This window comes from Streptomyces dioscori (genome assembly GCF_003024195.1).
Lineage (GTDB): Bacteria > Actinomycetota > Actinomycetes > Streptomycetales > Streptomycetaceae > Streptomyces > Streptomyces dioscori.
In genome coordinates this window covers 206,081-225,546 of the sequence record NZ_KZ679051.1, presented here as the reverse complement: position 1 = coordinate 225,546, position 19,466 = coordinate 206,081, and the positions used below count along the sequence as shown (strand labels likewise).

The 19,466-nt window shown below is 69.4% G+C and carries 16 protein-coding genes; 12 read left to right on the top strand and 4 right to left on the bottom strand.

Going from position 1 to position 19,466, the window contains the following annotated elements; all coding sequences use genetic code 11:
* Positions 1-4: 4 nt before the first annotated feature.
* Positions 5-1,630, bottom strand: a complete 1,626-nt coding sequence (locus C6Y14_RS31600) for an N-acyl-D-amino-acid deacylase family protein (RefSeq protein ID WP_107020288.1) — start codon at positions 1,628-1,630, stop codon at positions 5-7.
* A 9-nt stretch (positions 1,631-1,639) separates the two neighbouring features.
* Complete coding sequence (locus tag C6Y14_RS31595; protein ID WP_107020287.1) at positions 1,640-2,941, bottom strand: amino acid deaminase; 1,302 nt, start codon at positions 2,939-2,941, stop codon at positions 1,640-1,642.
* A 222-nt stretch (positions 2,942-3,163) separates the two neighbouring features.
* On the opposite strand from C6Y14_RS31595, the gene C6Y14_RS31590 reads away from it, so the two are divergent.
* From C6Y14_RS31590 to C6Y14_RS31570, 5 genes are all read left to right on the top strand, one after another.
* The gene (locus C6Y14_RS31590) at positions 3,164-4,360 is read left to right on the top strand and encodes a sugar kinase (protein ID WP_107020392.1); all 1,197 of its coding nucleotides are present in this window, start codon (positions 3,164-3,166) and stop codon (positions 4,358-4,360) included.
* A complete protein-coding gene (locus C6Y14_RS31585; protein ID WP_107020286.1) occupies positions 4,357-5,121 on the top strand; it encodes an IclR family transcriptional regulator in 765 nt (254 codons plus the stop codon). The genes C6Y14_RS31590 and C6Y14_RS31585 overlap by 4 nt, the downstream gene beginning before the upstream one ends.
* On the top strand, positions 5,118-5,531 hold the full coding sequence (locus tag C6Y14_RS31580) for a RidA family protein (protein ID WP_107020285.1): 414 nt from the start codon (positions 5,118-5,120) through the stop codon (positions 5,529-5,531). The genes C6Y14_RS31585 and C6Y14_RS31580 overlap by 4 nt, the downstream gene beginning before the upstream one ends.
* A 75-nt stretch (positions 5,532-5,606) precedes the next feature.
* Positions 5,607-7,166, top strand: coding sequence for a GntP family permease (locus tag C6Y14_RS31575; RefSeq protein ID WP_107020284.1), 1,560 nt, complete (start codon positions 5,607-5,609; stop codon positions 7,164-7,166).
* A 66-nt stretch (positions 7,167-7,232) separates the two neighbouring features.
* The gene (locus C6Y14_RS31570) at positions 7,233-7,787 is read left to right on the top strand and encodes a hypothetical protein (protein ID WP_107020283.1); all 555 of its coding nucleotides are present in this window, start codon (positions 7,233-7,235) and stop codon (positions 7,785-7,787) included.
* A gap of 79 nt (positions 7,788-7,866) precedes the next feature.
* On the opposite strand, the gene C6Y14_RS31565 is transcribed toward C6Y14_RS31570, so the two are convergent.
* Positions 7,867-9,204, bottom strand: coding sequence for a M14 family metallopeptidase (locus C6Y14_RS31565; RefSeq protein WP_107020282.1), 1,338 nt, complete (start codon positions 9,202-9,204; stop codon positions 7,867-7,869).
* 268 nt (positions 9,205-9,472) lie between these two features.
* Between C6Y14_RS31565 and C6Y14_RS31560 the strand changes: the two genes are divergently transcribed.
* Positions 9,473-10,870, top strand: coding sequence for an Nramp family divalent metal transporter (locus C6Y14_RS31560; RefSeq protein WP_107020281.1), 1,398 nt, complete (start codon positions 9,473-9,475; stop codon positions 10,868-10,870).
* 99 nt (positions 10,871-10,969) lie between these two features.
* Here C6Y14_RS31560 and C6Y14_RS31555 read toward each other — a convergent pair whose 3' ends face one another.
* Positions 10,970-12,661 carry a chitinase gene (locus C6Y14_RS31555; RefSeq protein ID WP_199854932.1) on the bottom strand — a complete coding sequence of 564 codons (1,692 nt, stop codon included), beginning with the start codon at positions 12,659-12,661 and terminating at the stop codon, positions 10,970-10,972.
* A 415-nt stretch (positions 12,662-13,076) separates the two neighbouring features.
* Between C6Y14_RS31555 and C6Y14_RS31550 the strand changes: the two genes are divergently transcribed.
* The 6 genes from C6Y14_RS31550 (at position 13,077) to C6Y14_RS31525 (ending at position 19,461) form a co-directional block, all read left to right on the top strand.
* Positions 13,077-13,958, top strand: a complete 882-nt coding sequence (locus C6Y14_RS31550) for a hypothetical protein (protein ID WP_225891371.1) — start codon at positions 13,077-13,079, stop codon at positions 13,956-13,958.
* A 128-nt stretch (positions 13,959-14,086) separates the two neighbouring features.
* On the top strand, positions 14,087-14,800 hold the full coding sequence (cpaB, locus tag C6Y14_RS31545) for a Flp pilus assembly protein CpaB (RefSeq protein ID WP_107020278.1): 714 nt from the start codon (positions 14,087-14,089) through the stop codon (positions 14,798-14,800).
* Positions 14,801-14,868: 68 nt separating this feature from the next.
* A complete protein-coding gene (locus tag C6Y14_RS31540) occupies positions 14,869-16,488 on the top strand; it encodes an AAA family ATPase (protein ID WP_107020277.1) in 1,620 nt (539 codons plus the stop codon).
* Positions 16,488-16,862, top strand: coding sequence for a TadE/TadG family type IV pilus assembly protein (locus tag C6Y14_RS31535; protein WP_225891370.1), 375 nt, complete (start codon positions 16,488-16,490; stop codon positions 16,860-16,862). The genes C6Y14_RS31540 and C6Y14_RS31535 overlap by 1 nt, the downstream gene beginning before the upstream one ends.
* Before the next feature lie 162 nt (positions 16,863-17,024).
* A complete protein-coding gene (locus C6Y14_RS31530; RefSeq protein WP_107020276.1) occupies positions 17,025-18,365 on the top strand; it encodes a CpaF family protein in 1,341 nt (446 codons plus the stop codon).
* Between the two features lie 190 nt (positions 18,366-18,555).
* A complete protein-coding gene (locus C6Y14_RS31525) occupies positions 18,556-19,461 on the top strand; it encodes a type II secretion system F family protein (RefSeq protein ID WP_107020390.1) in 906 nt (301 codons plus the stop codon).
* Positions 19,462-19,466: the final 5 nt, after the last annotated feature.

Below are 19,466 nucleotides of genomic sequence, written 5' to 3'. Positions count from 1 at the left end.
GCGGTCAGCCAGCGGTACGGCGGACCGCCCGCCCCGCCAGCACTCCTGTCCGTCGCCCGTCCTCGATCACGAACCGCCCGTCGATCAGCACATGCGGGATGCCGGTCGGCAGTGTTCGCGGGACCGCAAAGGTCGAACCCGCGGCCACCGTCTCCGGGTCGAAGAGCACCAGATCCGCGCGGTACCCCTCCCTCACCAGCCCGCGGTCGGGCAGCCGCAGGCGTGCCGCGGGCCGTGAGGTGAGGTGGGCGACGCACTCCTCCAGACCGAGGACGCCCAGCTCCCTGACGTACCGGCCCAGGTACTGCGGGAAGGTGCCGTACGCCCGCGGATGCGGCTTGTCACCGCGCAGAATGCCGTCCGAGCCACCGGTGTGCACGCGGTGCCGCATGATCGTCTGCACGTTCTCCTCATGCCCCACGTGCTGAAGGATCGTCGACCCGAGACCGTCGTCGAGCAGCAGCCGACGCGCGGTCGTCCACGGCGCCTCGCCACGCGCGTCCGCCGACTCCTGGACCGTCCGCCCCACATACGAGGCAAGCGCCGGGTCGGCGACACCCGAAATCTCAATCGTGTCCCATTCGATGGGCACGCCATGACACCCGTCCGACCCCACCACCTCCATGTGGTGACGGATCCGTCCGGCCGTCCCGCCGTCCCTCAGCCGGGCCAGGGTCGCCTCCGGCCCGCCTTCACTCGCCCAACTGGGCAGCATCGCCACAAGAGTCGTACACCCGGGCGTGTACGGATACGTGTCAAGACTGATGTCCGCCCCACCGTCCAGCGCCTCATCGAGCAGCGCCAACAGCTCAGAGCCCCTTCCCTTGTTGACGCCGAAGTTCATGGTGGCGTGCGCGAGATGGAGTGAGCACCCGGCCTCGCGGGTCAGCTCCACCATCTCCCGGTAGGCGTCCAGGGCGCCGGCGCCGTACGACCGATGGTGCGGGCAGTAGTAGCCGTCGTACTCGGCGACCACCCGGCACAGTTCGGTCAGCTCGGCGTCCTTGGCGTACATGCCGGGGGTGTACGTGAGCCCCGACGACATGCCGACCGCGCCCTCACGCATCCCGTCGGCGACCAACTGCCGCATCCGCCCCAGCTCTTCGGGTGTCGCCTCCCGGTCGTCCCAGCCGACGGCAAGCATCCGCACAGCACCTTGAGGAATCAGATAGGCGGCGTTGACGGCGATCCCTTCCCCACCGAACCCGTGGTCCAGGCGGTCGAGGTATTCCCCCACCGAGCGCCAGCTGAAGTCGATGTCGTCCCCGCTGCCGTTCCAGCCGGTGATCGCGCGGCGCACCTCGGCGAGCGTGCGGTCGTCGACGGGGGCGTACGACAGCCCGTCCTGCCCGATGACCTCCAGTGTGACCCCCTGGGCCACCTTGGCGCTGTGATCGGGATCCCGCAGCAGGGCCAGATCACTGTGGGCGTGCATGTCGATGAACCCGGGAGCCAACACCAGCCCCTCGGCATCCACCACCCGACGGGCGACGGGCCTCAGGCACCCGGCAGCGGCCGCCTCCTGCATCACGGTCGTGATCCTGCCGCCCTCGATCCCCACGTCGGCCCGGAAGGACGGGCCTCCGCTGCCGTCGACGACGTCCACGTCACGGATGACGAGATCCAGCATGGCGAGCTCCTAGAAGTAGGTGCGGACGTAGTCGACGACGGTGCCGTCCTGCTCCACCACAGGAATCAGCTGCCACTTGTCGAACGAGGTGCAGGGATGCGAGAGCCCCATCCCCACCCAGTCACCGACCTCCAGCGAAGCGCCCTCGGCGGTCCGGATCCAGGCGTGCTGGTCGGACAGGGAGGTGACATCGATACCCTCCGCGGCCCGCTCCCCACCCTCCCCCCGCACGACCTGCACGACGGGCAGGTCCAGGTCGTATGCGGCGTCGCGCTTACCGGCGTTGGCGAAGGCCTGCTCGGCCGAGGGCCGGGAGACGACCTGCGCCCACAGCCGGAAGGCAGGCTGCAGAGCGCCCTCCTCGGGAACCCGCACGAAGGGCGTCACTTCCCGGTAGTGCCCGTCGTCGTGCGAGACATAGGCACCCGACCGCAGCAACTTCAGCGCAGGCAGCGACAGCTCAGGCAACTCACCAAAGACATCAGCGACAGCATCGAACCAGGCACTGCCCCCCGCACTCACCACGATCTCGTCGAGCCCCGCCCCCGCGAACCGCCCCGCCTTGTCGAAGTCCACGACCAGGCCGGTGAGCCGCCGCAGCCAGGCCCGTACCCGCTCGGGATCGGCGTCCGGCACCTCACCCTCGTACCCCGCGACCCCGACGAGCCGAAGTGTCTCCACCCCGGCCACGGCGTCGGCGACGACCGCGCACTCGGCCTCGGTCCGCACTCCGGTCCGGGCACCCTCACCCGCCGCGAGCTCGACGACGACGTCCACGGGCCGCGAGGAGGAGACCCCACGCAGCGCGGCGTCCATCAACTCGACCCCCCGCACGGAGTCGACGTAACAGACGAACCGAAACGAGGGATCGTCGGCCAACTGACTGGCAATCCAACCAAGCGCAGCAGCATCGACCAACTCATTGGCCAGAAAGACCCGCTGGACACCGAAGGCACGAGCCACCCGCACCTGATGAGGCACGGCAAGCGTGATGCCCCAGGCCCCATGCTCGATCTGCCGCCAAAAAAGCTGAGGAGCCATGGACGTCTTGCCGTGCGGAGCAAAAACAAGACCGTGCCGCTCCGCGTACGTCTCCATGAGCCGCAGGTTGTGCTCAAGCCGCTCGGCGGAGAGGGCGAGCAACGGCGTGGTGAACCCACCGCTGAACAGATTGCGGCGCTCAAGAGCCAGCTCGCCGACGGTCAGCCCCTCGGCGTCGGGCGGAAGACCTTTGAACCGATGGTCGACAGGCTCATCGGCGAGCGAGGCAAGACGTTCCCTGCCACGAGCAGAGACGGAGTCGGCGGCCATAGCGCGAGCCTCCTTCATAGAGGCCATTGCATCCTCCGCAATGGCCATTGCGTGTCACGCTTACTGCTGTCTAACATCTCGGCCAACGCCGGGTCAACGGAGCCGCCCAGACCCACGGCAGAGACAGGAGCCCCCACCACCGTGACCCGCAACGGACCGCCCGAACGCGACGACACCCAGCGCCCTCCGGCCGCGGCGGAGGTCGTCACCCTCGGCGAGTCCATGGTCACGTTCCTGCCCTCCCGCCCAGGCCGCCTCGCCGACGTACCGACCTTCGAGCGCGCGATCGGCGGCGCGGAATCCAATGTGGCGTGCGTCCTGGCAGCAGCCGGCCACACCACCAAGTGGGTCAGCAGAGTCGGCGCGGACGGCTTCGGCGACCACCTCCTGGAGACGATCGCGTCCTACGGCGTGGACACCTCCGCCGTACAACGCGACACCACCCGCCCCACAGGCATCTACTTCCGCACGGCCGGCGACAGATCAACCGACGCCCACGAGGTGGCGTACTACCGCACAGGCTCCGCAGCCTCAGCGATGTCCCCCACCACGGTCGACCTCAAGGCCCTCCGGTCGGCGGACATCCTCCACCTCTCCGGCATCACGGCGGCCCTCTCCACCACGTGCCGCACTCTCCTGCAAACCCTCACGGCCCCTCGCCCAAGCGCCCCAACCCCCCGCCCGAGTGACCCCACCCCCCGCCCACTGATCTCCTTCGACGTGAACTACCGGGAGGGGCTCTGGCCGGACGCCACCACGGCGGGCGACACCCTCCTCGCCCTGGCCCGAGGCGCGGACCTGGTCTTCGTGGGCGAGGACGAGGCAGAGGAGGCCTGGGGCATCACAGGAGGCCCCACAGCCATCCGAGAGGCACTCCCGGAACCTCAACTCCTGGTGATCAAGAACGGCAGCCAAGGCGCCACGCTCTTCGAGTCGACCCCCTCCCCCCACCCCCACCCGCACCCGCCCACGGACGCGAGGGGGCGTACCGGGGGGTGTTCGCCCGCAGGCGCCGGTGCGTCAACCGCGCTCCCCTCCAAAGCCCCCTGTTCCGCACCGGACCGAGGACGGACACCCCCCGGTACGCCCCCGCCCCACACTCCACGCGAGGGCGACACAGTGACGGAGGCCGACGCCCTCAAGGTCGACGTAGTAGCCACAGTGGGAGCAGGCGACGCCTTCGCAGCAGGCTTCCTCTCCGCGACCCTCCGCGGCCTCCCCGCAAAACACCGCCTCCGCCACGGCCACCTCATGGCCGCAGCAGCCCTCACCACCCCCGGCGACCTGGCCACACCCCCCTCCCGCGCCGACGCCGACCGCCTGGCCGCCCTGGACGACACCGAGTGGGGGAGACTTCGACTCGCCCCCGGCTGGACGAACACCGCAGACCGGGCCCAGGAGGAGGTACCGACCCCATGAGCCAGACAGTCGACCGAGCGCTGAGCATCCTGCCGCTGCTCGCCGAGGGCCCCGCCGACCTAGGACAGGTCGCCGACCGCCTGGACGTCCACAAGTCCACAGCCCTCAGGCTCCTGCGCACCCTCCACGAACACGGCCTGGTCTACCGCCAGTCCGACCAGCGCTACCGCCTCGGCGCCCGCCTCTTCGCACTGGCCCAGGAAGCCGTGGAGAACCTGGACGTCCGCGAGATCGCCCACCCCCACCTGGTACGCCTCAACGAAAATATCGGCCACACAGTCCACCTGGCGGTACACGAGGACGGCGAAGTCCTCTACATCGACAAGGTCGACAGCCGCTACCCGGTCCGCATGTACTCCCGCATCGGCAAACCGGTAGCCATCACCGTCGCAGCGGTCGCCAAGCTCCTCCTCGCAGACCTCCCCGACCCCGAGCGCCGAGCCTTCACGGAGAAGCTCGACTACCCCATGTACACGCCCCGTTCGACCCCCAGCGCCTCCGCCTTCCTGCGGGAGCTGGACAAGGTCAAGGAACAGGGCTGGGCCACCGACCTCGGAGGCCACGAGGAGTCCATCAACTGCGTGGCGGCCCCCATCCGGGGCACCGACGGACGCGTAGTGGCAGCCATGTCCGTCTCGGCCCCGAACGTAGTGGTCACGGCGGACGAACTCCTCACCCTGCTCCCCCTGGTCCGCCGCACAGCGGAGGCCATCAGCGCCGAGTACTCAGGCAAGACCCCGACAAAGGAACCAAACACATGACCGACAAGACCGCCCTGACCCCCAAGACCCACACCACCCCGCCCGCCAAGTTCTCGCACGGCGTCAGGAAGGGCAACATCCTCCAGGTCGCGGGCCAGGTCGGCTTCCTGCCCGCGGTGGAGGGCCAGCCGCCGACCCCCGCGGGCCCGACCCTGCGCGAGCAGACGCTCCAGACGCTCGCCAACGTCAAGGCCATTCTCGAAGAGGGCGGCGCCTCCTGGGACGACGCGATGATGATCCGCGTCTACCTCACGGACGTGGACCACTTCGCAGAGATGAACGAGATCTACAACGCGTACTTCCAGGACCAAAACCTCACCGCACCCCCCGCGGCCCGCACCACGGTCTACGTGGGCCTGCCGGCCGGCCTCCTGATCGAGATCGACGCCCTGGCGGTCCTGACCGCCTGAGCGGAAAAAACTCCCCCCCACAAATCCCGCACGACATACGGCGATACCCCCTGCCCAAAAAAAGAGGCCCTCCCCATGACCCCACTCCTCGCAGCAGCCCCAACAGCCCCAGAAATCCCACCCCACACGGGAGGCCTGCTCCTCCTCCTGGACGGCACGGCAGGACTCCTGACCGTCGCGGCCCTGGGCATCGTTCTTCTGCTGGTCCTGATCATCAAGGTCAGACTCCAGCCGTTCGTAGCCCTGCTGGCGGTCTCCATAGCGGTGGGCCTCTCCGCAGGCCTCTCCGTCACGGAACTCTTCGGCACGGTCCAGAAATCGACGTCCGTCTCGATGATCGAGTCGGGCATGGGCGGCATCCTCGGCCACGTGGCGATCATCATCGGCCTGGGCACGATGCTGGGCGCGATCCTGGAGGTGTCGGGCGGAGCGGAGGCACTCTCCACCCGCCTGCTGAACCTCTTCGGTGAGAAGCGCGCCCCCCTGGCCATGGGCCTCACCGGCCTGATCTTCGGCATCCCGGTCTTCTTCGACGTGGGCATCTTCGTCCTGGCGCCGATCGTCTACGCGGCAGCCAAGCGCTCGGGCAAGTCGATTCTGCTCTACTGCATGCCCCTGCTCGCGGGCCTGTCGATGACGCACGCGTTCCTGCCGCCGCACCCCGGCCCGGTGGCCGCCGCGGGCCTGTTCAAGGTGGACCTCGGCTGGGTCATCCTGATGGGCATCGTCGTGGGCATCCCGGCCGTACTCGCGGCTTGGGCGTACGCGGCCTGGATCGGCAAGCGCCTCTTCGTCCCCGTACCGCAGGACATGCTGGAAGCGGCGGACGAGGCGAAGGCGGCGGTGGCCGAAGAGCGAGCGGCCCGCCGAGCGGCAGCCCGCTCCACAGGAGGGCCCGACAACGCAGCCGCAGGCGAAGCAGGAACCGTCGCCACCACCACGCCCCCCGACGACTACGCGGAAGAACCGGTCCCCCTCCCCACGGTCTTCCTGATCATCGGCACCCCCCTGCTGCTGATCCTGGCCGCGACGTTCTCCTCGATCGCGCTGGACCCGTCGACCTTCCGCTCGGTCATCGAGTTCTTCGGCCACCCCTTCGTCGCGCTGACGATCGCGCTGCTGATGGCGTACTACCTGCTGGGCATCAGGCGAGGCTGGTCCCGCAAGTCCCTGGAGACGGTCTCCACGTCATCCCTGAAGCCGGTGGGCAACATCCTGCTGGTGGTGGGCGCGGGCGGTGTCTTCGGCGCCGTACTCAAGGGCTCGGGCATCGCGGACGCACTCGCGGACACGTTCAACGACGTGGGCCTGCCGGTCATCGTGCTGGCCTACCTGATCTCGGTCGTCCTGCGCGTGGCCCAGGGCTCGGCAACGGTGGCCATCGTCACCACGGCGGGCATTGTGGTCCCGCTGGTGGAGGGCCAGGACCTGTCCCAGGCGCACCTGGCACTGGTCATCATGGCGATCTCGGCCGGCTCGATCTTCGCCTCGCACGTCAACGACGGCGGCTTCTGGATCGTCGCCAAGTATTTCGGCATCTCCGAACGAGACACCCTCAAGTCATGGACGGTCCTGGAGACGGTGCTGTCGGTGGCGGGCTTCGTGATGGCGGCGGCACTGAGCGTCTTCATATAACGATGTAGCGGGACGAACCGGAGTCCGACTGTTCCTGACACAGGATCGTCGACCATACTGCCCGCTGTGGAGCAGCGCATAGGACCCAACATCCAGCCCCTGCAAGGTGCCGCGGTCGACCCGGCGGCCGTGCCCGGCATCACGGGCCCGCGCCCCGCCGAGCCCGCGAAGCCGGAGCCGTCGGACGCCGTCTCTTCCGAGGCGGCGTCCGACGCGGCGACAAAGGAGGAACAGGAACCCTCCAACAAGCACGAGCCCGCCGAACCGGACGAGCCCGAGGCCCCCCCGACCCCCGAGGACCCCCCAGCCCCCGAAGGCGCCCCGGTCTTCGAGGCATCGGACCGCCGAGCGAAGATCGTCGCGGACCACAAGGGCGTACGGCTGACCCTGGACGACCAGGAGGCCGAGTTCCGCTGGGACGAGATCGGCGCGGTGGAGACGGAGTCCCCGCGGTTCGGGAAGCGTTTCACCATCACGGTGCACACCCCCGACCGCCGCTGGTACCCGCTGGAGATCGAGGCGAAGTCACGCTCGGACTTCGCGGAGTTCGAGGCGGACCTGGACAAGGTCCTGGACGCCTACTTCGAGGAAGCGGAAGAGGCTCAGGAGAGCGCCTCTTAAGGGGCGCGGGGAACTGCGAGCCCAGCCACAACAAACCCGCAGTTCCCCAGAACCCCTCCTCACCGCAGCCCACCGAAGGTCAGGCGCAGTACTGCGCCTCCTTACCGATGGACCGGTACATGCAGTCGGCGTTCTCCAGCAGCTGCAGCACCGCGTCCCGGTTCCGCGAGGTCTCCCGCTCGATGACCTCGTCGGGCGGATAGAACCCGCCCCCGCCACTGGACGACGGATACATCTCGAAGGTGTAGCCGAAGATCTTCTGACTGCCCCACAGATAGTCGTCGATCGACCCGTCGGTGATGTACAGGTCGCTCGACTGCTCCGGCGTGTACCCGTTGCTGGCGGCCATCTTCTGCCCGACCGCGGCGAACGCGTTGCGGTCGTCCGCCGTCATCCCGGTAGCGGTGTCCGCGGTGGTGTACCCGAAGGGCCACAGCACCAGCTCGCTGTACGTGTGGAAGTCCACGCCCGCCTTGATCTGCTGGGTGCCGCCGACGACCCGGCTGCGGACGAAGTCGGCGACGACCTTCACCTCGGGCGCGGACTCGGCCGAGGGGCCCCGGTAGGTCTCGGACGAGGTGGACCCGGAGGACCCGCCACAGCACCCCCACCGGTAGTTCCAGTTGCGGTTCAAGTCGGTCCCGACCGCCGAACTACCGCTGTTCGGCTGCCGATTCTTCCGCCAGGACCGGTACGCCCCGGTGGCGATGTCGTACTCGCCGCCGTCCGGGTTCAGATCCGGCACGATCCAGATCTCCCGGTTGTTCACCATGTTGGTGACGCGGGAGTCCGACCCGTACCCCGCGCCCAGCTCCCGCAGCAGGTACAGCGCCATCTCCACGGTGAGGTGCTCGCGCGCGTGCTGGTGGTGGGTGAACAGCACCTCGGGCTCGGCCTCGTCGGTCGCGACGTTGTCGCTGATCTTGATGGCGATGATGTCCCGGCCCTGGTACGACTTCCCGATCACGCGCTTGCTCATGATGCCCGGGTAAGCGGACAGCCGCTGGTTGATCTCCGTGTTCATCTCGGCGTAGTTGTGATAGCGCGAGTCGGCGGAGGGGAAGTCGAGAACGCCGACGTCGGCGGCGCTGGACCGGTCGGGCGCGGCGCCGAGGGACGAGATCTCGTACCCCAGCCGCCGCAGTTCCTTGGCCTGGGCCGCGCGCCCCGAGACGACGACCGTCTCTTCGTCGGCCTCGTCGATGGAGACGCCGGTCCGAGCGATCGCCGTACGGACGGCGGAGGTGCTGCCGTGCACATGGATCTCGTACTGGCGGATCTCGTCCGTGTCGGAGGCGGGAGCCCTGCCGGGGGCGGCTCCCGCGTCGGTCATGGCGGCGACGGGCGCCGCGAGAGCCAGCGCGAGGAGCGTGGCGAGAGCAGCGGAACGCCGCCCACGTCTGTCACGAAAACGCATTGATCCTCCTGTTTTCTCCATGGAATCCGGGATCACCGGAAATGTGGGGATTGGAGCGGGGGATGGCTGTGCGGTGTGGCGCTCATCGTGGAGCCATGGCATGTCCGGGTCAAGCTCAGCCCGGAACCCGACACCGGAATCAGGCCGAAATCGAACCGGTCCCGCCGCTCGACCACCCCTCGAACAGGCAGTTCACGCTGTGCACATCAGGTGGGGATCGGCGCACGCCCTCTTGTGCCGCGGATCTCTTTACGCTTTCTTGATCGGCATGGCGGACACCTCGGGACACGCGGACACCAGGGACTCGGGCGGCAAGGCCGGTGACGGCGGCGCCCCGTCCCCTCGTAAATCCAGTTGGAAGTACATCGGCCCCGGCATCGTGGTCGCCGCGACCGGCGTGGGCGCGGGCGACCTCGTCGCCACGCTGATCGCGGGCTCGAACTTCGGCTACACCCTCCTGTGGGCGGCCGTAATCGGCTGCCTCGTCAAGATCTCCCTCGCCGAGGCGGCGGGCCGCTGGCACCTGTCCACCGGCCGGACCCTCTTCGACGGCTGGGCGAGCCTCGGCCGCTGGACGTCATGGTTCTTCGTCGCGTACGTCGTGATCTGGGGCTTCGTCTACGGGGCGGCGGCCATGTCCTCGTCGGGCCTGCCTCTGCAGGCGCTGTTCCCGGACGTCATGGACCTCAAGTGGTGGGCGATCCTGACCGGCCTGGTGGGTCTGGTCTTCGTCTGGTTCAACAAGTACGCGGTCTTCGAGAAGGTCATGACGGTCCTGGTCGGCGTCATGTTCGTCGTCACGGTGTACCTGGCGATCCGCGTCACCCCGAACCTGGGCAAGGCGTTCGCGGGCCTGCTCCCGGTGCTCCCCGACGAGAAGGACTCGATCCTCAACACGCTCGGCCTGATCGGCGGCGTCGGCGGCACGATCACGCTCGCCGCGTACGGCTACTGGGTCAACGCGAAGGGCTGGACGAACACCGGCTGGATGAAGGTGATGCGGCTCGACAACCGGGTCGCCTACATCACGACGGGCATCTTCGTCATCGCCATGCTGTTCGTGGGGGCGGAGATCCTGCACTCCTCCAACGTCGCGATCGCGAGCGGCGACAAGGGCCTGATCCAGCTCGGGGACATCCTGGAGGACGAGTACGGCACGGCGACCGCCAAGTTCTTCCTGATCGGCTTCTTCGCCACGTCGTTCACCTCACTGATCGGCGTCTGGCACGGCGTGAGCCTGATGTTCGCGGACTTCGTGGAACGCTTCCGCAAGGACAGGGCCGCGTCCGCCGCGCAGCGCACCAACCCGCAGAACCCCACCCCGGAGGCCCCCGCCCCCACCCCCGCCTCCGGCGAGGAGGTCGCATCCGGCGCCCACGAGAAGTCCTGGCCGTTCCGCGCGTACCTCCTCTGGCTGACCTTCCCGCCCATGGTCCTGCTCTTCGAGGGCCAGCCCTTCCGCCTGATCATCCTGTACGGAGTCCTGGGCGCGGCCTTCCTGCCCTTCCTGGCCCTCACCCTGGTCTGGCTCCTCAACTCCGACCGAACACCCCCCGAGTGGCGCAACGGACTCCTGAGCAACGCCATGCTGACGATCGCGGGCCTGCTCTTCGTGGTCCTGTGCGTGAAGCAGATCTGGGACCAGCCGTGGGCGGACTTCTTCTAGTTCCGCAGCCGGAACACGACGCGGCGCCGCACCGGTGCGTACAACACCGGTGCGGCGCCGAAAAAGTGAAAGCTTCGCCGCCAAGGCAGCGTGTCCGCGCTACGGCAGCGCGTGCACGTGCGGCCCCACCGCGTTCGACCACGCGTTGCCCGCCGTGGCGTCCCAGTTCGTGGACCAGGTCATCGCGCCGCGCAGGTCCGGGTAGGTCCTGGACGGCTTGAAGGAACCGCAGTTCGTGCCCTTGGCCAGGCAGTCCAGGGCGTTGTTCACGATGGTCGGGGAGACGTAGCCGCTGCCCGCGCCGCGTGTCGACGCCGGGACGCCGAGGCCGACCTGGGACGGGGCGAGGCCACCCTCCAGCTGGATGCAGGCGAGGGCGGTCAGGAAGTCCACCGAGCCCTGCGAGTACACCTTGCCGTCGCAGCCGAGCATCGAACCGCTGTTGTAGTACTGCATGTTGACGACCGTGAGGATGTCCTTGATGTTCAGGGCCGTCTGGAAGTACGTGTTCGACGTGGACTGCATGTCGATGGTCTGCGGTGCCATCGTGATGATCAGTGAGGAGCCGGCCTTCGAGGACAGGGACCGCAGCGCCTGCGTCATGTACGTGGCGTTGAGCCCGTTCTCCAGGTCGATGTCGACGCCGTCGAACCCGTACGTCTGCATCAGTGAGTAGACGGAGTTCGCGAAGTTCGTCGCCGAGGCGGCGTCGTTCACCGCGACCGTGCCGCGCTCGCCGCCGATCGAGATGATCACCTTCTTGCCCGCGGCCTTCTTGGCCTGGACGTCGGCCTTGAACTGGTCGACGGTGTAGCCGCCGAGCCCGGCCGAGTCGAGGTTGAAGGTCACGGAGCCCGGCGTGGAGGTGGCGTCCGCGAAGGACACCGCGATGATGTCGTACTGGGACGGGACGTCGGAGATCTTCTGGACGGCCGCGCCGTTGTTGAAGTTCTGCCAGTAGCCGGTCACCGCGTGCTTGGGCAGGTTGCCCCCGCCGCCCGAGGACGCCTTGGTGGTCCCGGTGACCGCGGTCGACTTCGCCGACTCACCGGCCGTGTTCGTCGCGGTGACCTGGAAGGAGTAGGAGGTGGAGGCGGCCAGCCCGGTGACGGTGGCCGAGGTGCCGGTCACCGCCGCGACCTTCGTACCGCTGCGGTAGACGCTGTAGCCGCTCGCTCCCGACACCGGGTTCCAGGCCAGGGAGACGGAGGAGGAGGTCGTGGAGGCCACGTTCAGGCCGGCGGGGGTCGCGGGGACCACCGGGTCGGGGTCGCCCGTGCCGCCGCCCCCGTCGGGTCCGAACACGGACACGTCGTCGGCGAAGTAGGCGGCCTGTCCGTACCAGCCGTGGGTGTAGACCGTCACGGACGTGGTGTTGGCGCCCGTCGTGAAGGACGTCGTCAGCTGCTTCCAGGACGAGGAGTCAGGCGTCCAGGTCGACACGTCCGTCGTCCCCGTGCCGCTCGCGCCGAGGTACGCGTACCCGCCCTGCACCCAGGCGCTCAGCGTGTAGCTGGAGTTGGGCTTCACGGCCACGGTCTGGCTGCAGCGGGCGTTGTCCTGCCCGGCCGGGGTGGCCTTCAGGGCGGCGGCGCCCCCGTGCACGGGGGAGGAGACGGTGGCGCCGCTGGCCGCCGAGCAGGTCCAGTTGGACAGCCCCGACTCGTAGCCGGCGTTCTTGGTGTTGTTGACGTCCGCGGCCGAGGCCTGGCCGGCACCGGCGAGGGAGAGGGCGGACGCGGCGAGTACGGCGGCGAGGGCGCCGGCCCAGGTCCGTCTGCGTCTGGGCATGCCTGATACGCGGTCCACTGGGGCCTCCGGTGGGGGAGTGGGGGTGCGGGAGGGGACAAGAGCCTGTTGCACAGGCCCTGACACGGTGGCCACCGTCGCCTCTCCAAACTGGTCCAGACCAATCAGGTTGTCAAGACCTTTGGCGAGGCCAACACGCCTGTCGCGCCGCAGAGTTGAGGCATATGCGGATCACTCTGTGTGGATCATGTCGCACGTTGCGTGAATTGATCTCAAGTTTCCGGTGTTGAGCGGCGCACGCCGTGGATAAGGTGCAGTTGCGGAAGGACGCCACAGTGGCAAGTTGTGTCCGTCCGTGAGGGATTGATGGCGTTGTTCACGACAATATTCGGGCGATACAGGGGCGATCTGGGACGCGGTTGACCACCCCGTCCCAGTGAACGGGGTGGTGTGCAGCGTGCCGACCGCGATAGCCGTCACCAGTTCCGATCTGGTGCTCCCGCCGCACGACCGGCAGACCCCGCCCGCCGCCGTTCAGCCCCTCGACGGCCTCGAAGCCTCCCTCACGGCCATGTACGCCCTCATCGAGCAGCACGGCTATGTGATCGCGCTCTATCCGTCCTCCGCGCCGGCCGGGGTGATCCGGCGGCTGCACGCGGTGCGCTCCGTCCTGGAGACCGACCGCATCGCCCTGCTCGCCCTCGACCTGCCACCGCTCGGCCTCGCCCTGCTCGCCCAGCAGCTGCGCCAGCTCTCCGTCTGCGACTTCAGCCCCGGAGTGCTCGCCTCCTCCGCGCGGCTGCTCGCCCACTACATCTACTCGGGCGCCCTGCTGAACTCGGTCGCCAGACTCGACCGCATCCCGGTCTCCCTCAAGTCCCACGCCAAGTCTTGGGTGCCGGGCGCCCAGTTCGCCGTACTGGCCACGCCGCGACCCCAGCTCGTGCGCGTCGGGCAGGAGGAGCTGACCGGGCCCGAGTTCGGGACGCGGATGCTCGTCGCGGCCGGGCAGCTGCCCGCCGACTGGCTCACCGGGACGCTCGCCCCCGCCTGGCACGTCCAGGGCGTCGCGACCGTGCCGCTGCCCGCCGAGTCGGCCCGCTGGTGGGGCACCGGCAAGGTCGCCGAGTTCGCCGCGGGCCTCTACGACGTCTCCGTGCTCTACCAACTGGTCTCGTCCGTACGGCGCGAGGAATGCCACTGGTGCGGTCTCGAACTCATCGGGGACCGCTGCGGTTTCTGTGCGGCGCCGCTGCCGCCACCCTCGTCGAACGAGCTTCCGACGGCGCTCGCGCGGGCAGCCTCTTCGGTACGCGCCCTGCCCCGAGGGGCCATGTGAGCCCCGCACGTCAGGCACGTACACCTGAATAACGGTGCATACCTGAATAACGGTGAATACCTTGCAGCACCCTCTGTTACCGGTGAATACCCCTTGAACTCGGCATTGTCCCCACGAGGTGAGATGTAGTGAACTCGCGCCAGCGCCGCGGCGTCATCCTGCTGGTCCTCTCGGTCCTGTGCGCCGTGGGCGCCTTCGCCGGAGTGCTCTCGGTGATCCGCGACGTGAACTCGAAGGTCGGCCCCGAGGTCGCGGCGTACCGCCTGAAGGACGACATCGCGCCCTACAAGGCGCTGTCGGCCGACCAGTTCGAGAAGGTCTCGATGCCCGAGCGGTGGCTGTCGTCCACCGCCGTCACCCGCCTCTCCCAGGTCCGCGGCAAGATCGCCGTCACGCAGCTGAAGAAGGGCTCGCTGCTCCAGACGGACATGATCGTCGACCGGCCCTCCCTGCAGGCCGGCCAGCAGGAGATCGCGATCCTGATCGACGCGGCGACCGGCGTGGCGGGCAAGATCAACCCGGGCTCGCGGGTCAACATCTACGCCACGTTCAAGGACGAGAGCGACAACGGCAAGGACCAGTCGAAGGTCATCGTGCAGAACGCCCGCGTCATCGACGTCGGCAAACTGACGGCGCTCGAACCCGGCCAGTCCAGCAACGACCGCCGCCGCACCGCCACCGAGGCCGTCCCCATCACGTTCGCCCTCGACACCGCCGACGCCCAGCGCGTCGCGTACGCCGAGTCGTTCGCCGAACACGTCCGCCTCGCCCTGATCGCGGGCGGCGCCGACGCCACCGTCGCCCCCGGCGACCGCTCGTACACCCTCGACGAGGACAAGTAGGAGGCCATGATGCGCTCACAGCCTGTGCTCCCAGTCCCCCCGAGGCCGTCACACGCGAGGGCGTGCCGATGACCATCCGCATCCTGCCCGCCGTCGGCGACATCGACTCGGCCCGCGCCCTCAGCACCCTCCTGAGCCAGCTCGCCGACGCCGAACCCGCCCCGCCGGTGCCCGACACCACGGCCCTGCTGGACACCCTGGCCCGGCTGGCCGCCGAATCCCTCGACGAACTGCCCGAGGTCGTCCTGGTCCACGAGCGGATCGGCCCGGTCCCCGCCCTCGACGTCATCCGCGACCTGGTCATGCGCTTCCCGGCCGTCGGCGTCGTCCTCATCACCGCCGACACCAGCACCGGCGTCCTGACCGCCGCCATGGACTCCGGCGCGCGCGGCATCGTCGGCCTGCCGCTCGGCTACGACGCCCTCGCCGAACGCGTCCAGGCCGCCGCCGCCTGGTCCACCGGCATGCGCCGCCACCTGGGCAGCGCCACCCCCGAGCTGTACACGGGCCCCGGCGGCTCGATCGTCACGGTGACCGGCGCGAAGGGCGGCGTCGGCGCGACCGTCACCGCCGTCCAGCTAGCCCTGGCCGCCCAGGCCTCGGGCCGCTCGGTCGCCCTGCTCGACCTGGACCTCCAGTCCGGCGACGTCGCCTCGTACCTGGACGTGCAGTTCCGCCGCACCATCGCCGACCTCGCCGCGATCAGCGACATCAACCCGCGCGTGCTCCAGGACGCCGTCTACGCCCACGACACCGGCCTCGGTCTGCTCCTGGCCCCCGCCGAGGGCGAACGCGGCGAGGAGATCACCGACCGCGTCGCCCGGCAGGTCCTGGGCGCCCTGCGCTCCCGCTACGACCTCGTCGTCGTCGACTGCGGCGCCCAGCTGAACGCCGCGAACGCCGCCGCCGTCGAACTCGCCGACCAGGCCCTGCTCCTGGTCACCCCCGACGTGGTGGCCGTCCGCGCCGCCAAACGGATGGTCCGCATGTGGGACCGCCTCCAGATCCGCAAGGCGGAGGAGACCCGCACGGTCGTCAACCGCTTCGCCCGCGGTACGGAGATACAGCCGTCCCTGGTCGAACGCGTCACCGGCACCAAGGTCGTCCGCACCACGGTCCCCGCCGCGTTCAAGGAACTCCAGTCCGTCGTCGACGCGGGCCGGATGCAGGACCTGGACGCCCGCTCGACGGTCAAGCAGGCCCTGTGGGCGCTGGCGGGCGAGCTGGGCCTGATGGCCGAACAGCCCGCGGGCGGCGGCGGCCGGCGCCGCAAGATCTCCTCGGACAAGGACAGGGGCTCCCTCTCCCTGCGCCGCAAGGGCGGCGACCGGGGCGCGGTCACCCTCGAATTCGCCGGCATGTTCCCGATCCTGCTGGTCGTGATGACGATCCTGTGGCAGTGCGCGCTGTACGGCTACACGTACTCCCTCGCCGGGAACGCGGCGGACGAGGCGGCACGGGCGGCGACCGCCGCGTACGCGATCGACGGGGATGTCGGCGGTGCCTGCAGCGCCGCCGGAGGGAAGCACCTGCCGGGTGCCTGGGACGGCGCCGGGATCGACTGCGGCATCGAAGGCCCGGTCATGAAGGCCACGGTCACCGCTCAGGTGCCCCTGTTCTTCCCGGGCTTCGACGTGGGCTGGCCGGTCGAGGGAACGGCCGGCGCCGCACTGGAGGGGGACGACTGATGAAGCGTCTCGCGCGACGCCTGCGACGGCGGTTACGGGACCGGGACGACCGGGGCGTGTCCATGCTGGAGTTCGCCGGTTTCCTGCCGATCCTGCTGCTCGTCGGGATGGCCGCCATCCAGCTCGGCCTGATCGGCTACGGCATCAACCAGGCCGGTTCGGCGGCGCGGGCCGCCGCACGGGCCGCCTCGCAGGGCGACGACGGGGGAGCGGCGGGGACGGCGGCGGTGAGCGGCTGGCTCAGCCCGAACGTGTCGGCCGCCGAGGGCGCGGACGTCACCACCGCGACGGTCACGCTCCAGGTCCCCGCCGTCATCCCCCTCCTGCCGAGCGTGACCGTGCAACGCGAGGCCACGATGCCCACCGACGACTGACTGCGCGACCGATCCACCGCACGACAGACCCACCGCACGACCGACTGACCGTACGACCGACAGACCGTACGGCTGAAAGACCGCAGGACCGTACAGCCGCTCGACCGTTAGACCGCTAGACCGCTAGACCGCTTGACCGCTTGACCGAGAGGAGTTGAAGACATGAGCCTGCGAGCCCGTATCGCCGCCCCCGAAGAGGGCGGAGCCGGTCGCGAGGACGGACATCTCGTCGCCGTCTACCGTGCCAAGCTGCTGGAGGAGATCGACCTCGCGGAGATGTCGAGCCTCGCGGCCGCTGAACGGCGCATACGCCTGGAGCGCGTCCTCGGGCACATCATCAGCCGCGAGGGCCCGGTCCTGTCGACCACCGAGCGCTCCCAGCTGATCCGCAGGGTCGTCGACGAGGCGCTCGGCCTCGGCGTCCTGGAACCCCTCCTCGCCGACGCGTCGATCACCGAGATCATGGTCAACGGCCCCGACTCCATCTTCGTGGAGCGCGCCGGACGCGTGGAGCAGCTCCCGCTGCGCTTCGCGTCGAACGAGCAGCTGATGCAGACCATCGAGCGCATCGTCTCCACGGTCAACCGCCGCGTGGACGAGTCGAACCCGATGGTCGACGCCCGCCTCCCCACCGGGGAGCGCGTCAACGTCATCATCCCGCCGCTCGCCCTCACCGGGCCCACCCTCACGATCCGCCGCTTCCCGCGCGCGTACACGCTCCCCGAACTCATCGGCCTCGGCTCGCTCGACGAGCAGATGCTGATGCTGCTGGCCGCGTTCGTCCGCGCCCGCTTCAACGTCATCGTCAGCGGCGGTACGGGCTCGGGAAAGACCACGCTCCTGAACGCGCTCTCCGGACTCGTCCCGTCCCACGAGCGCATCATCACCATCGAGGACTCCGCGGAACTGCAGCTCCAGCAGGAGCATGTGATCCGCCTCGAATCCCGCCCCCCGAACGTGGAGGGCAAGGGCCAGATCACCATCCGCGACCTGGTCCGCAACTCCCTGCGCATGCGCCCCGACCGCATCATCGTCGGTGAGGTCCGCGGCGGTGAGACCCTGGACATGCTCCAGGCCATGTCGACGGGCCACGACGGCTCCCTCGCGACCGTCCACTCGAACTCCGCGGAGGACGCCCTGATGCGCCTCCAGACACTGGGCTCGATGTCCGAGGTGCAGATCCCGTTCGAGGCGCTCAAGGACCAGATCAACTCGGCGGTCGACGTCGTCGTCCAGCTCACCCGGCACGCGGACGGCTCCCGCAAGGTCACTGAGATCGCGCTGCTGGTCTCGCACGGCCGCGAACAGTTCCGCATCGTGCCCGTCACCCGGTTCGTCCCGCGCCCCACCGGCCCCGACCGGGTCGTCCACGGCCACTTCGAACACCTCCCGCTGCCCCGCTCGGTCGCGGAGAAGCTGTACGTCGCCAACGAGCCGCTGCCGCCCGCCTTCGGGGTGGCGGAGGCGATCGACGTCCTCACCACCCGGCAGGCCATCGGATGACACCCACCGGAACTCTTGAATCCGCCGCGGTCGCCGCGGTCGCAGCATTCGGGGCTGTTGCCGCAGCCGCAGCCGCAGCCGTCGCAGTCGGGGCTGTCGCCGCTGTCGCCGCTGTCGCCGCAGCCGTCGCAGTCCCGACCGAGAGGAGCGAGCCGTGAGCCAGGCGGTCCCCCTCGCCCTCGGCGCCACCATGCTGTGCGGCACGCTGGCCGTCGCGGGCGTGCACACGTACGCGTCCGGCCGCGCCCAGCGCCAGGCACTCGTCGACCGCCTCTCCGGCGGCGGCCCCCTGCGCACCGCCGCCGGCCGCGCCCGCCGCTTCGCCGCCGTCGACCGCCGGCTGCGCCGCACCCGCCTGGGCCGCACGATCCAGCTGCGCCTGTCGGCGACGGGACTCGACCTGACGGCGGGCGAGTTCTTCACGTACGTGGCCGTCGTGGTCGTCGCGCTCTGGCTGATCGCGGCGGCGGCCCTGGCCCCGTTCTTCGGCCCCATCGCGGGCGTGGTGGGCGTGTGGAGCGCCGCGATCTTCCTCAACTGGCAGCGCCAGAAGCGCATCGAGGCCTTCATCAACCAGCTTCCGGACGTGGCCCGCCTGCTGGCCAACGCGGCGGCGGCGGGCCTCGCCCTGCGCACGGCCCTGGCGATGGCGGCGGAGGAACTGGAGGCCCCGGCGGGGGAGGAGCTGGCCCGGGTCGCGGACCAGCTGACCATGGGCCGCTCGGTCGACGACGCGCTCGGTGAACTGGCCGAACGCCTCCCGTCCCGCGAACTCGTCGTCCTAGTCACCACCCTCGTCCTGTCCAACAAGGCGGGCGGCACGGTCGTCAACTCCCTGCGGAACCTCACCAAGACCCTGGAGGACCGCAAGGAGACCCGCCGCGAGGTCCGCACGATGCTCTCCGAGGTCAACGCGACGGCCTTCACCGTGCCCCTCCTCGGCCTCGGCTCCCTCCTCCTCGTCAACTCCTCGAACGAGGGCGCCCTGGCCAAGGTGACCGGCTCCCCACTGGGCCAGACCCTGGTCCTGATCGCCATGGGCCTCTACACGATCGGCTTCTTCGTGATCCGCCGCCTCGGCAAGATCGAAGTATGAGGAGG